Raw genomic sequence first — 13,523 nt, forward strand, 5'->3', positions numbered from 1 at the left:
ACCGGGCGACGCTCCGGCCAGCACTCGCCATACGTCTACCAGATCGAGCCGCAAGGCCTGCGTTGCCGGCGGTGTGGCGCGGCTCCGCCGTCGCCGTCGGTGGGGTAGCGGTCGGGCAGTTGGGGCAGCGGTCGGGGCGCGCGCGGTGGCGGCCAGGACAAAGCGCGGAGGGCGGAGGGCGGCCGGCGCTCAGCGGCGCAGTGACCGGTCCATGCGCCACAGCGCCAGCCCGACCATCGCGTCGAGGAGGGGCGCGAGTACCGCGCGGGTGACCCGGCGGGGGAGCGGGCCACGCAGCCAGACGTCCTCCGTCCAGCGCACCCGAGCCGCACGCGTGCCCACCGGCGTCACCACCACCGTGGCGCTGCCGAGCAGGACCGGTCCGTCCTTGCGCAGGACGGCGACGCCGTCGGCCGGGTTGGTCCTAGGCGCACGGCCGACGCCGCAGGCCGTGGCACCACCGGCGGTGGCGCCACCAGGACCGCCCGCGCCGGGAACCACCGAGGGCGGGTCGAGCCGCTCGAGCGTCATGCGGTCGAGGAGGACGACCGCCGACCGGGCGACGACGGCGTCGCCGGGGCGTGCGCCGCCGGCCGGCACGCTCATCCGGGTCAGCGGGATCCACTCGCCGTGCCGCGCGAAGTCGGTGACCAGGGCGAAGGCCTCGTCGGCCGGCAGCGGCAGTACCCGGTCCATCGCCCGAACATACCGCTCCCCGCCCGGCCCGACCCGCCGGGCCGCCGCCCCCCGCCGCCGCAGTCGTCCGCGCCCGCGCCGCCGTTGCCCGCGCCCGCGCCCGCGCCGCCGTCGCCCGCGCCCGCCGAGATTGCCCCCCGCCAGGGGTGTCGCTCGCGCCGGATCTGCATTAAGTTGCGCGGTGGACGACCGTTTCGTCCCGTACCGCTGGAGTGGTAGTGATCAACTTCTGGGACCTCACCGTGCGCCCCGCCGTCGACCTCCGACGTCAGGCGAGCGCGCTGTGTTGTCTGCGCGCCTGCCGGGTCTGACCCAGCAGGCGCGACCGCGTACGCGCGGTCCAGGCCCTTCGTCGCCGAGCGACTGACGGCCTGCCCCCAGCTCTCGCTCCCGCCGGCTGCGCCGGCACACCGCCCCGTCGCCGCACTCGCGGCGTTCGCCGGGACTCTGCTCTCGCGGTCGGCCCGCGGCGCTCGCCAGCGTGCGTGCCGTCCGCCGTCGCCCGACGACGGCGGACCTGCCGCCTCCTGACGCACGCGCGTCCCATCCGAAAGGCACCCCTGTGTCCACCTCATCCACCCGCGCCGATCAGGGCACCAAGCCCCGCCGGCGGCTGCGCCTGCCGTCCTTCAGCGTGCAGATCCTGCTGGCCCTCGTGCTCGGCGTCGCCCTCGGCTGGCTCGCCCTGAGCATCGGCCCGTCCGCCGAGGGCGAGCCGAACGGCCTCGCCCTGGCCCTCGACACCATCGGGTCGTCGTTCGTCGGCCTGCTCAAGGCGATCGTGCCGCCGTTGGTGTTCACCGCCATCGTCGCGTCGATCGCCAACCTGCGCGGCGTCGCCAACGGCGCGCGCCTGGCGGGCCAGACCCTGCTGTGGTTCGCCATCACCGCGCTCGTCTCGGTCGCCATCGGCATCGGCCTCGGGCTCATCCTGCGCCCGGGCGAGAACACCACCATCCCTGAGTCGGCAGCGGCCGAGCCCGGGCGCACGGGAACCTGGCTCGACTTCCTCGGTGGGCTCATCCCGGGCAACTTCCTCGGCCTGGGGGCCAACAGCCAGCTCACCACCGGCGACGACGGCGCCGTCACCGCCGTCGGCACCTCGGTGAGCTTCAACGTCCTGCAGATCGTCGTCATCGCTCTCGTCGTCGGCCTCGCGGCGCTGCGCGTGGGCAACCGGGCGGAGCCGTTCCTCTCCTTCAACCGCTCGCTGCTGTCGATCATCCAGACGGTGCTGTGGTGGATCATCCGGCTCGCGCCGCTCGGCACCCTCGGCCTCGTCGGCAACGCGATCGTCGAGTACGGGTGGGACTCGCTGCTGCCGCTGGGCACCTTCGCCATCGCGGTGTACGCCGGGCTCGCGCTCGTCCTCTTCGTCGTCTACCCGGTGATCCTGCGCGCCAACGGCCTGCCGGTGCTGCGGTACTTCCGTGGGGCCTGGCCGGCGATCCAGCTCGCGTTCGTCTCCCGCTCCTCGATCGGCACCCTGCCGGTCACCGAGCGGGTGGTCGAGCGCAACCTCGGCGTCCCGCGCTCCTACGCCTCGTTCGCCGTGCCGTTCGGCGCGACGACGAAGATGGACGGGTGCGCGGCCATCTACCCGGCGCTCGCGGCGATCTTCGTCGCCCAGTTCTTCGGGATCACGCTGAGCATCACCGACTACCTGCTCATCGCGTTCGTCTCCGTGGTGGGATCCGCGGCGACGGCCGGGCTCACCGGCGCGACGGTCATGCTCACCCTCACCCTGTCCACCCTCGGCCTGCCGCTCGCCGGCGTCGGCCTGCTCCTCGCCGTCGACCCGATCCTCGACATGGGCCGCACCGCGGTCAACGTCGCGGGCCAGGCGCTCGTGCCGGTGATCGTCGCCAAGCGGGAGGGGATCCTCGACGTGGCGAAGTACCAGTCGGCCGACGCCGAGAACCTCTTCTCCGACGACGATGAGGACGACGCCGCCACGGAGGCCGCCGTCGTCGCGGACGCGAAGGCCGGGCCGGAGGTCGTCTCCGGTTCCGAGGCCGAGATCGCGGCGGGGGAGGGGAAGCTCGTCCCGGCGACGCGCTGACGTAGGACCCGCGCTCACCCGGCGGCCCGCTTTGTGGGGTGGCCGCGCGCTCATCCGGCGGGCCGCGCCGATGAGGCGGGCGCGCTGACGCGGCGGGCGCCCCCGCACGACCGAGGACCGTCAGGCTCACGCCTGGCGGTCCTCGTCGTCTGGCCGCTCTCCTCACCGCTCCATCGGCGTCGGGCCGCCGTCCCCACCACGGGCCCGCCGTCGCGACCACCGTCCCGAAGCGTGAGCACTTCGGCCCGGTCCCTTGGTCCGCCCGGACCGCGGCGCTAGCATTTCGGACACCATCCAGAGCAGCTGAGAGACCTGGCTCGTCGACGCTGCAGCAACCCCGGTGCCACGGTGAGGACTCCTCGCCCGGCGCCGAGCGGGTGCTCCCGCCAGGACCGATGGAGGACCGATGAGCGCTGCACCTTCCGCGACCGCCCGACCCGCCGCCGGCGACGCGGGCCCCGCCTGTCCGGGGCCCGGCGGCTTTCCCGAGGCCGACCCCGGCTGGGGTCCCCAGACCCGCTCCGTCCACGCCGGCCACGCGCGCACCGGCTTCCAGGAGACGTCCGAGGCGCTGTTCCTCACCCAGGGCTACGTCTACGACCAGGCCGCCGACGCCGAGGCGGCGTTCCTCGGCGAGGTCGACCGCTTCACGTACTCCCGCTACGAGAACCCCACCGTCTCCACGTTCGAGGAGCGCCTGCGCTCGCTCGAGGGGGCGCAGGCCTGCTACGCGACGGCCACTGGGATGGCCGCGGTGTTCAGCACCCTCGCCGCGCTGCTGGGCGCCGGCTCGCGCGTCGTCGCCGGCCGGGCGCTGTTCGGCTCGACGCTCACCCTCTTCGAGGAGGTCTTTGCCAAGTGGGGCGTGCGCACTGACTACGTCGACGCGCACGACCTCGCCGACTGGGAGCGCGCGCTGGCCACGCCCGCCGACGTCGTCTTCTTCGAGACGCCGTCCAACCCCATGCTCGATCTCGTCGACGTGCGGCGGGTGAGCGACCTGGCGCATGCCGCGGGCGCCGTCGTCGTCATCGACAACGTCTTCGCCACCCCGGTCCTCCAGCGGCCGCTGACCCAGGGCGCCGACATCGTCGTCTACTCGGCGACCAAGCACATCGACGGTCAGGGGCGCGTGATGGGCGGGGCGGTGCTCGGCTCGGCCGAGTTCATCAAGGGCCCGCTGCAGCTCATCCTGCGCAACACCGGCCCGAGCCTGAGCCCGTTCAACGCCTGGGTGCTCCTCAAGGGGCTCGAGACGATGCCGCTGCGTGTGCGGGCGCAGACCGCGGCCGCGTACGAGCTGGCGGCGTGGCTCGAGACGCTGCCCGGCGTCGCTCGCGTGCGGTACCCGTTCCTCGCCTCGCACCCCCAGGCGGAGCTCGCCCGCGCCCAGATGAGCGGGGGCGGCACGATGGTCACCTTCGACATCGCGGCGGGAGTGTCGGGGGAGGGGGCCGACGGCGCGGTGGCGCAGGGGCCGGGCGACGCGGCGGTGGGCGGCGCGGCGGCTCACGGGGCGGTGGCCGGCGGCGTTCCCGCGGACCAGGCGACGACGTTCGCGTTCCTCGACGCCCTCCAGCTCATCCTCATCTCCAACAACCTCGGCGACGCCAAGTCGCTCATCACCCACCCGGCGACGACGACGCACCGCAAGATCGGCCCCCACGGCCGGGCGGCGGTGGGCATCACGGACGCGACCGTGCGGCTCTCGGTCGGGCTCGAGGACGTCGAGGACCTGCGGGCGGACATCGCCCGCGCGCTCGCGGCGGTGTCCCGGGCCGGCTCGGTTGCCCCGCGAGCGATGGCCGAGTGCTGACGCGGAGGCACCGCCCCGACCCCCGCTGAGTTCGCTGTTCCGTGCTGAGTTCGCTGTTCTGTGCCGAGTTCGCTGGTCCCCCCTAGCGAACTCGGCACGAACTGGCGAACTCGAGCGGGAGGCGAGCGCCGAGTTCGCCAGTTCGCACCGAGTTCGCCAGCTGGCGCAGGCGGCGGAGCACGCGGGCTCGCACAGGCCTCACACAGGCCCCCGCGCGGGCCGTACGCCGCCCATCCCTCACGGTCGCCGATCGTTGACGCCGGGCCGGGGACTCCGTAGCGTCACCCCCCACTGGGATCGATGCCACAGGAGGCAGAACCATGCGCCGTGCCCGTCTTGTCGTGCCGATCGCAGTGCTACTGGCAGCGGCCCTCCCGGGCGCCGGCGCGGCCGCCGCCCTTGACGTGCCGGCCGCCGCCCGCGCCGCGGCCCCGCTCGCCGCCGCGGCCGGCGCCACGCCGGCCGCCCCGCCCGGCGCCGCCCAGCTCGCTCCCGCCGACCGCCTCATCCCACAGCCGCGCGAGGCCGACCTCGCCGGGGCGACGGTCACGGTCCCCGACGCGGTGAGCCTCGTCGTCGACGGCGAGGTCGACGAGCGCGTGCTGGCCGAGGCCCGCGCCGTGCTCACCGACCTCGGCGTGACGGACATCGACGAGATCCCCGTCGGCGAGGAGCCGCAGGACGACTTCGTCCTCGCCGTCGCCGACGCACCCTCCACCCAGGTCACCGAGGCGCTCGCCCAGCTCGGCACCACGCCGGCGGACCCCGCCACACCGGAGGGCTATGCGCTCGCCGTCGGCCCGCTAGGCCCGGTGACCGCCGTCGTCGTCGCCGGTGTCGACCCCGCGGGCGCCTTCCACGGGCTGCAGACGCTGCGCCAGCTCGCCACGGTCGGCGACGCGAGCACCACCCTCGAGCGGGGCACCGTCCGCGACTGGCCGGAGTTCGGCCTGCGCGGCGTCATCGAGGGCTTCTACGGCGAGCCCTGGTCCCACGAGGACCGCCTCACCGTCATCGACTTCCTCGGCGACGTCAAGGGCAACAGCTACGTCTACGCCCCCAAGGACGACCCGTACCACCTCGAGCGCTGGCGCGAGCCCTACCCCGCGGCGGAGCTCGCGGAGCTGGCCGAGCTCGTCGAGGCGTCCGAGGCCGAGCTCGTCGAGTTCATCTTCACCGTCTCGCCCGGCCAGGACATCTGCTACTCCGACCCGGACGACGTCGATGCCCTGCTCGCCAAGATGGACGCAATGTGGGACGTGGGCGTGCGCCAGTTCGGCATCTTCTTCGACGACATCGACCTCGAGCTCGACTGCGCCGCCGACGTCGCCGCCTACGCCGGGTCCGCCAGCCCCGCGGCCGACGCCCAGACCGACCTCCTCGACACCGTGCTCGCCGAGTTCATCGAGGCCCGGCCCGAGGCCCAGGCGCTCCTCACCGTGCCCACCGAGTACTCCGGCACGGGGGAGAGCGAGTACAAGACCGTCTTCGCCGCCGAGGCGCCCGCGGACGTCGTCGTCTACTGGACGGGCCCCGACGTCGTCGCCGACACCATCACCGCCGAGCAGGCCACCGAGGCCGCCGCGCTGTGGGACCACCCGCTGGCCATCTGGGACAACTACCCGGTCAACGACTTCGCGCCCGCGCGCCTGTTCATGGGCCCGCTCATCGGCCGCGACGCCGGCCTCGCCGAGCTGGGCGTCCTCGGCTTCTCCGCCAACCCGATGAACCAGGCCCGCGCCTCCGAGGTCCCGCTCGCCACCGTCCACGACTACCTGTGGAACCCCGCCGGCTACGACCCGGACACGTCCTGGGACGCGGCGCTCGAGCTCGTCGGCGGCGACGCCGTCGACGCCCTGCGGGTCTTCGCCGAGAACAACTACGGCTCCGACATCGGCCACCCGGCCAACCCGGTCCTCGCCGGGCTGGTCGAGGACTTCACCACCGCATGGGACGCCGGTACCGACCCGGAGGCCGCGGCCGAGCCGCTCCTCGCCTACCTCGAGGCGATGGCCGCCGTCCCGGCCGACCTCGCCGCCGGCCTCGACGCGGACTTCGTCGCCGAGGTCGCGCCCTGGTCGACCAAGCTCGGCGCCTACGGCGAGGCCGGTGCGGCCGCCGTCCGCTCCCTCCTCGCCGACGCCGCCGACGACCAGACCACCGCGTGGCAGGAGCGCCAGGCGCTCGAGGAGGCCGCCGCCCGTGCGGAGGCCCTCGACGTCGACGTCACCGGCGGGATCATGGCGGAGTTCCTCGCCTGGGCCCGCGACGCCAGCCGTCTCGTCACGCTCACCGAGCCCGACGACGGCGCCACGTTCGACGTCGGCGCGGACATCGCGCTGGCAGCGGAGGTCCGCTCCGGCGACGTCGCCATCGACGAGGTCGCCTTCTACGCCGGCACCGAGCTCATCGGCGTCGACAACACCGCCCCCTACGAGGTGACCTGGGCCGACGCGGGTGAGGGGATGCCCAGCCTGTACGCCGTCGCCACCGACGCCGCGGGCACCGCCGTCGACTCCGGCATCGTGCGTGTGACGGTGGGGGACCCGGCGCCGGTGCTCCTCGTCGTCGGGCCGCCCGAGGGCATGGCGACCGCCGACGCCGCGGGCGACCTCGCCACGCAGCAGCGCATCGAGTTCCTCGGCTACCCCGTCGAGGTCGCCCTCGCGCCGGAGGCCACCACGGCCGACGCCGAGGGCAAGGCCGCCGTCGTCGTCAGCGAGTCGGTCTCCTCCGGCGACGTGACGACGAAGTTCCGCGACGTCGCCGTCCCGGTCGGGGTCTACGAGCACTTCCTCTACGACGACATGGGCATGGCGGACGCCCCGAACCTCGCCTTCACGGCGACGGACGTCGAGGTCGTCAACCCCGACAGCCCGCTGGCGGCGGGGACGAGCGGCGCCGTGCGGATCTACCAGCGCGCGGGCATCACCGGGTACGGGACGCCGTCGGCGGAGGCCGACGTCGTCGCCGTCGTGCCCGGCACGCCCGAGCAGGCGGTGGTCTTCGGCTATGACGAGGGCGACGCGCTCATCGGTCTCGACGCCCCGGCGCGCCGCCTCGGCCTGCCGTACGTCGACGACGCGACCGGCGTCCTCACCCCCGAGGGCCAGGCCATGTTCGACGCCGCCATCGACTGGCTCGTCAACGGGGTCGAGGAGCCGACGCCCACGCCCACCCCCACGGAGCCGACGCCCGACCCGACCACTCCCGTGCCGACCGAGCCCACACCCGGCCCGACGACGCCGGGTGCCCCGACGGCGCCCGGCACGCCGGGCGGGGGAGCGCTGCCCGACACCGGTGCGCCGGTGAGCGCCCTGGTGCTCCTCGCGATCCTCGGCCTGGTCGCCGGCGGGGCGGTGCTGGCGCTGCGGAGGGGTGGGGCTCAGGGCTCCTGAGGATCGTCCAGGCCGAACGGTCCCGGGGCACTGACGACGATGTCGTCACCGCCGACCTCGTGCCCGGCCGAGCACCGGGCGACGATCTCCACCGGCTCGCCACAGCCCTGGTGGTGGAGCGACGGCGGGTACGGCGGCGGGTCGTGCGCGTTGCCCCACTGGAGCAGGGCGAACACGGCCGGGAGCAGGTCCCGGCCACTCTCGGTGAGGACGTACTCCGCCCGGCGCCGTTCGCCGGGTCGCTGGTACGGCTGCGTCTCGAGCACTCCGGCGTCGACGAAGTCGCGCAGCTTCTTGGCGGTGGTGGCCTCGGTGAGGCCGGTCCGGGCGGCGAACGTCTCGAACCGGGTCGCTCCGTAGAAGGCCTCGCGCAGGAGGAGGATCGACGAGCGGGTGCTGATGAGGCCGAGGACGCGTTCGATGGGGCAGTAGCGCCCGACGGGCTGGTCGCCGCGTAGCGCCAGCGCACCTTCGAGTTCCATCGCCACGTCTCCACGATACCCCTGACTGTCGAGTCCTGTAGTCAGGTCGTGGACGCCTTGCGCCGGGTGGTCGCGTGGCGCAGCGCCCACTCCAGCGCGTGGTCGGCGACCGCCTCCCAGCCCGGCGCGGCGCAGGTCCAGTGGTCGCGGCCGGCGAACTCGTAGTACTCGGTGACCGCCGGCGACCGCGAGTAGTGCTTGGCGTTCGACCGGTTCACCGAGGGCGGCATGATGTGGTCCTTCTCGCCGGCGATGAAGAGCAGCGGGGCCCGGTCCGCGGAGTAGTCCACCCACGTCTCCTGGCGCCCGGGCTTGACGTTCGCGACGAGGCCGTAGGCCCAGATCCAGCTCCCCGGTGCGGGGATGTGGTAGCGGTCCCACACCGCCCGGGACTCCTCCTCCGTGAGGGTGTTGGTGAAGGCGTAGTGGAACTCCTCGGGGGTGAACCCCACGGCCTTGTGCCGGTTGGCGGGGTTCCTCAGCGCGGGGAGGAGGGACCGGGCCTGGGAGAGGGGGGTGACGTGCACCCCCTCCGTCGGGGCGGAGTCGATGACGACGGCGGCCGACCCCAGCCCGTGCGCGAGGAGGAGCTGGGTGAGGGTGCCACCGAAGGAGTGGCCGATGAGGATCGGCGGGACGTCGACGCCCGCGACCACCGATGCCAGGTGGTCCACGGTCTCGGGGACGCCGAGCCGGGCGATGACGTCGGGGTTCTCCCGCAGGGCCTCGACCTCGATCTCGAATCCCGGGTAGCCGGGTGCGAGGACCCGCAGGCCCTTGTCCTCGTAGTACCGGACCCAGTGCTCCCAGCTGCGCGGGGTCATCCAGAGCCCGTGCACCAGCACCACGGTGTCGGGGCGGGGTTGCTCACTCATGTGCCGCTTCCTTTCCGGTCAGGAGTCGATGAACGCGAGGAGATCTCCGTGGAGGCGTTCCCGATCGGTGTCCGGGAGCGCGTGACCGCTGCCCTCGTGGGGCCGGGCGGTGAAGGTGTCGCGGAACGCTGGCCGACGTCGTGCGCGCGGTGGTCCCCGACGGACGGGCCGCCGTGGTGGGGCGGAGCCCCGGCGCTGACTCTACCGAAATGGAGTCAGCGGCACCAGGGTCTGCCGGCGTGAATGGCCCGGGTTGGCGGTGGAACACGGCGGCCCGCAGGCGCCCCGGGGCCGGTTCGCCCCCGGCCAGCCGCCATGGCACGGTTGATCGGACCCCCGTCGTCGTCGCCCTGGAGGCACCCGTGACCAGCGAGCCCAGCGCCCGCCCCGGCCCTGACCGCCCGCACCCCGCCCCGCCGGCGGGCGCCGCCCCGGCGCCGGTGCGCGACCCGGAGTGGTGGAAGTCCGCCGTCGTCTACCAGATCTACCCGCGGTCCTTCGCGGACTCCGACGGCGACGGCGTCGGCGACCTGCGCGGCATCATCGACCGCCTCGACCACCTGGTCGCGCTCGGCGTCGACGTCATCTGGCTCTCGCCGATCTACCGCTCGCCGCAGGACGACAACGGCTACGACATCAGCGACTACGAGGACGTCGACCCGTCCTTCGGCACGCTGGAGGACATCGACGCCCTCATCGCTGCGGTCCACGAGCGCGGGATGAAGCTCGTCATGGACCTCGTCGTCAACCACACCTCCGACGAGCACGCGTGGTTCGAGGAGTCCCGGTCGGGCACGGACAGCCCCAAGCGCGACTGGTACTGGTGGCGCCCGCCGCGCGAGGGCCACGAGGGCGGTACGCCCGGCGCCGAGCCGACGAACTGGGAGTCCTTCTTCTCGGGGTCCACCTGGGAGTGGGACGCGGCCACGGGGGAGTACTACCTCCACCTGTTCAGCCGGAAGCAGCCGGACCTCAACTGGGAGAACCCCGAGGTCCGCCAGGCGGTCTACGCGATGATGCGCTGGTGGGTCGACCGGGGGGTCGACGGCTTCCGGATGGACGTCATCAACCTCGTCTCCAAGGAGCTGCGCCCTGACGGATCGCTGCCCGACGGCGTCGTGCGCTCCGGCCGGTTCGGGGACGGCTCGCCGTACTACACCGCCGGCCCCCGCATCCACGAGTTCCTCGCCGAGATGCACGCCGAGGCGCTCGCCGACAAGGCGCTGCTCACCGTGGGGGAGATGCCCGGCGTCACCATCGAGCAGGCGCGGGCCTTCACCGACCCCGCCCGCCGCGAGGTGAACATGGTCTTCACCTTCGAGCACATGGGCCTGGACCACGGCCCGGGCGGCAAGTGGGACCAGCGCCCGCTGCGGCTCACCGACCTCAAGGCCAACCTCGCCGCGTGGCAGGAGGGCCTGGCCGACGTCGGCTGGAACTCCCTGTACTGGAACAACCACGACCAGCCGCGCATCGTCTCCCGCTTCGGCGACGACTCCCCCGAGCACCGGGTCACCTCGGCGAAGACGCTCGGCACCGTCCTGCACATGCTGCGCGGCACGCCGTACGTCTACCAGGGCGAGGAGCTGGGGATGACGAACGTCGACTTCCGGCGCATCGAGGAGTTCCGCGACGTCGAGACCCTCAACCACTACCGCCACGCCCTGGGCGACGGCGCATCGCCCGAGGCGCTCCTGGCCGGCATCCGCCCGGTCTCCCGGGACAACGCCCGCACGCCCATGCAGTGGGACGCGTCGGCGAACGCCGGGTTCACCACGGGCGAGCCGTGGATCGCGGTCAACCCCAACCACACGGAGATCAACGCGGAGGCGGCGCGCGCCGACGCCGGGTCGGTGTTCCACCACTACCGCCGTCTCATCGAGGTCCGGCGCGCGCACGACGTCGTCGTCCACGGCGACTTCGCGCTCCTCCTGCCGGGCGACGAGCAGGTCTTTGCCTACACGCGCTCGCTCGACGGGCAGACGCTCCTCGTCGTGGCGAACATGTCGGGCGAGCCGGCCGACGTCGAGCTCGAGGGCCAGGCCGACCACCTGGCCGGGGAGGTGCTGCTGTCCACGCACGACGACGGCGCCCCGGCCGAGGGGGAGCGGGTCCGGCTGGCGCCGTGGGAGTCGCGGGTGCTGCTCAGGCGTTGAGGGTGGCGCGGCGGGGGGCGGGGCGCGTCCCGCCGGCCCCCCCGCCCCACCCCCCACTTCGTCGTGATCGTGCAGAAACGCCGGGCGGCGGGGGCATGGGCGCGGTAGCCCGCGCCGTCGTCGTCCCCCGCACCTAGACTCGCGGCGCCGCAGGCGACGTCGCCGACAAGAGGAGTGACCGTGGAGCACCGCACCCTGGGACGGACCGGCACGGTGGTGTCCGTGCACGCACTGGGCACGATGACGTTCGGCGCCGAGTCGGACGAGGCGACCTCCGGCGAGATCATGACGGCCTACGTCGAGGCGGGGGGCAACTTCTTCGACACCGCGGACGTCTACTCCGCGGGCGGCTCGGAGGAGATCATCGGCCGCTGGCTCGCCGCGCACCCGACGGAGGCGGCCCAGGTGGTGCTCGCGACGAAGGGCCGGTTCGCGATGGGCGCGGGACCCAACGACGTCGGACTCTCGCGCCGTCACCTGCGCGACGCCCTCGACGCCTCGTTGCGCCGGCTGGGCGTCGAGCACGTCGACCTCTACCAGATGCACGCGTGGGACGCGGTGACGCCCGTGGAGGAGACGCTGCGCTTCCTGGACGACGCCGTCCGCGCCGGGAAGATCTCCTACTACGGCTTCTCGAACTACACCGGGTGGCAGCTCACCAAGGCCGTCCACGTCGCGGCGGCCAGCGGCTTTACCGCACCGGCGACGCTCCAGCCGCAGTACAGCCTCCTCGTGCGCGGCATCGAGCACGAGACCGTCCCGGCGGCCCTCGACGCCGGCGTCGGCCTCCTCCCGTGGTCGCCGCTCGCGGGCGGCTGGCTGACCGGGAAGTACGAGCGGGACGTCATGCCCACCGGCGCCACCCGGCTCGGGGAGAACCCGACCCGCGGGATGGAGGCGTGGGAGGCGCGGAACGCGAACGAGCGGACGTGGCGGGTCATCGACGCCGTCCGTGCGGTGGCGGATGCTCGTGGCGTCTCGATGTCGCAGGTGGCGCTCGCGTGGGTGGCGGCACGACCGGCGGTGACCTCGGTGATCCTCGGCGCCCGGACGACGCGCCAGCTCGCCGACAACCTCGCTGCGGCCGACCTCGTTCTCACCGCGGAGGAGATGCAGGCGCTGACCGAGGCCAGCGCTCCGGAGGTGGACGACTACCCCTACGGCACGGCCGGCGTCGCGCAGCGCCACCGCGCGGTTCCCGGCGCGGACGCGTAGCGCTGTCGGGTCGTGCGCCGGGCCGGCTGCGGGCGTGGCGCCCCGAGTGACGACGAAGGGTGCCCTCGGGCAGATTCGAACTGCCGACACCCGCTTTAGGAGAGCGGTGCTCTATCCCCTGAGCTACGAGGGCGGGGACCGCGCACCAGCGTAACGGAGCACGTCGACGGCGGTTCGCGCTGGGACGCCGGGCGCCGGGCGCCGGACGCCGGGCGCCTCCGGCGACGGTGGGCGGCAGCGCCGCGGCAGCGGTGCCGGCCCGGCCTGGCGCCGGACGGCGTTAGCGGGGGGCCGACATGGGCGTCCGGCGGCCGGCGACGAACCAGAGGAGTGGCCCGACGACGGGGACGAGCCAGATGAGCAGCAGCCAGGCGACGTCGACGGTGCGGAGCGGTGCGCCTCCCCGGACCACGTTGACGGTCGCCGCGACGGCAAGCGCCAGCGGCAGCAGCGCAATGATCACCAAGAGCTCCATGCCGGTGACGATCCCATGGAGCCGACGCCTCCCGCGGGGCTTTGAGGGGACAGGCCGACTCTGACGCCGGCACTCGACGCGCCTCGCTTGAGGTTCCCGCGCCGGGGCTGCCCCCGCGGCGACTCTGCGGCGCAATGGGTGACATCCCAGCGCTATGGGCACCACAAAGTCACCCGTCGAGGCCGTTCCGGCGCCGCGGTCAGCGTCGCTGCAAGATCACGAGAGGGGTGGGTGGGGAGGGATGCCCGGACAGCGGGCGGGAGGGGGGCGCCGGCTGGCGAAGCGGCGTACCAGGAGGGGCACGGACCGGCTTCGGACCGGCGTCGGACCGGCGTCGGACCGGCCGGT

Annotated in this window: 10 protein-coding genes and 1 tRNA gene; 6 read left to right on the forward strand and 5 right to left on the reverse strand. The window is 73.7% G+C overall.

Annotated elements, in window-relative coordinates; all coding sequences use genetic code 11:
• Positions 1 to 189: 189 nt before the first annotated feature.
• Complete coding sequence (locus EBO36_RS15215; RefSeq protein WP_164471304.1) at positions 190 to 696, reverse strand: hypothetical protein; 507 nt, start codon at positions 694 to 696, stop codon at positions 190 to 192.
• 218 nt (positions 697 to 914) lie between these two features.
• Between EBO36_RS15215 and EBO36_RS15965 the strand changes: the two genes are divergently transcribed.
• The 4 genes from EBO36_RS15965 (at position 915) to EBO36_RS02305 (ending at position 7,972) form a co-directional block, all read left to right on the forward strand.
• Positions 915 to 1,007 carry a putative leader peptide gene (locus tag EBO36_RS15965; RefSeq protein WP_387966617.1) on the forward strand — a complete coding sequence of 31 codons (93 nt, stop codon included), beginning with the start codon at positions 915 to 917 and terminating at the stop codon, positions 1,005 to 1,007.
• Between the two features lie 251 nt (positions 1,008 to 1,258).
• Positions 1,259 to 2,758 (forward strand): dicarboxylate/amino acid:cation symporter, encoded by a 1,500-nt coding sequence (locus EBO36_RS02295; protein WP_122823197.1) that lies wholly within the window; start codon positions 1,259 to 1,261, stop codon positions 2,756 to 2,758.
• Positions 2,759 to 3,164: 406 nt separating this feature from the next.
• Positions 3,165 to 4,574 (forward strand): aminotransferase class I/II-fold pyridoxal phosphate-dependent enzyme, encoded by a 1,410-nt coding sequence (locus EBO36_RS02300; RefSeq protein WP_122823198.1) that lies wholly within the window; start codon positions 3,165 to 3,167, stop codon positions 4,572 to 4,574.
• 341 nt (positions 4,575 to 4,915) lie between these two features.
• A complete protein-coding gene (locus tag EBO36_RS02305; RefSeq protein ID WP_164471305.1) occupies positions 4,916 to 7,972 on the forward strand; it encodes a beta-N-acetylglucosaminidase domain-containing protein in 3,057 nt (1,018 codons plus the stop codon).
• On the opposite strand, the gene EBO36_RS02310 is transcribed toward EBO36_RS02305, so the two are convergent.
• Together EBO36_RS02310 and EBO36_RS02315 are read right to left on the reverse strand one after the other, a co-directional pair.
• A complete protein-coding gene (locus EBO36_RS02310) occupies positions 7,960 to 8,454 on the reverse strand; it encodes a winged helix-turn-helix transcriptional regulator (protein WP_122823200.1) in 495 nt (164 codons plus the stop codon). The genes EBO36_RS02305 and EBO36_RS02310 overlap by 13 nt on opposite strands.
• A gap of 41 nt (positions 8,455 to 8,495) precedes the next feature.
• The gene (locus EBO36_RS02315) at positions 8,496 to 9,329 is read right to left on the reverse strand and encodes an alpha/beta hydrolase (RefSeq protein WP_122823201.1); all 834 of its coding nucleotides are present in this window, start codon (positions 9,327 to 9,329) and stop codon (positions 8,496 to 8,498) included.
• Between the two features lie 440 nt (positions 9,330 to 9,769).
• Here EBO36_RS02315 and EBO36_RS02320 point away from each other — a divergent pair, with 440 nt between their 5' ends.
• Both EBO36_RS02320 and EBO36_RS02325 read left to right on the forward strand, forming a co-directional pair.
• The gene (locus EBO36_RS02320) at positions 9,770 to 11,485 is read left to right on the forward strand and encodes an alpha-glucosidase (RefSeq protein WP_244925392.1); all 1,716 of its coding nucleotides are present in this window, start codon (positions 9,770 to 9,772) and stop codon (positions 11,483 to 11,485) included.
• Positions 11,486 to 11,665: 180 nt separating this feature from the next.
• Positions 11,666 to 12,700: an aldo/keto reductase gene (locus EBO36_RS02325; protein ID WP_122823203.1), complete on the forward strand. Its 1,035-nt coding sequence runs from the start codon at positions 11,666 to 11,668 to the stop codon at positions 12,698 to 12,700.
• A 60-nt stretch (positions 12,701 to 12,760) separates the two neighbouring features.
• Here the strand turns inward: EBO36_RS02325 and EBO36_RS02330 are convergent.
• Together EBO36_RS02330 and EBO36_RS02335 are read right to left on the reverse strand one after the other, a co-directional pair.
• Positions 12,761 to 12,833: transfer RNA gene (locus EBO36_RS02330), tRNA-Arg, on the reverse strand.
• A 147-nt stretch (positions 12,834 to 12,980) separates the two neighbouring features.
• Positions 12,981 to 13,175, reverse strand: coding sequence for a PLDc N-terminal domain-containing protein (locus EBO36_RS02335; RefSeq protein ID WP_122823204.1), 195 nt, complete (start codon positions 13,173 to 13,175; stop codon positions 12,981 to 12,983).
• Between the last annotated feature and the right edge of the window lie 348 nt (positions 13,176 to 13,523).

The sequence above is a fragment of the Georgenia faecalis genome (assembly GCF_003710105.1).
Taxonomy (GTDB): domain Bacteria; phylum Actinomycetota; class Actinomycetes; order Actinomycetales; family Actinomycetaceae; genus Georgenia_A; species Georgenia_A faecalis.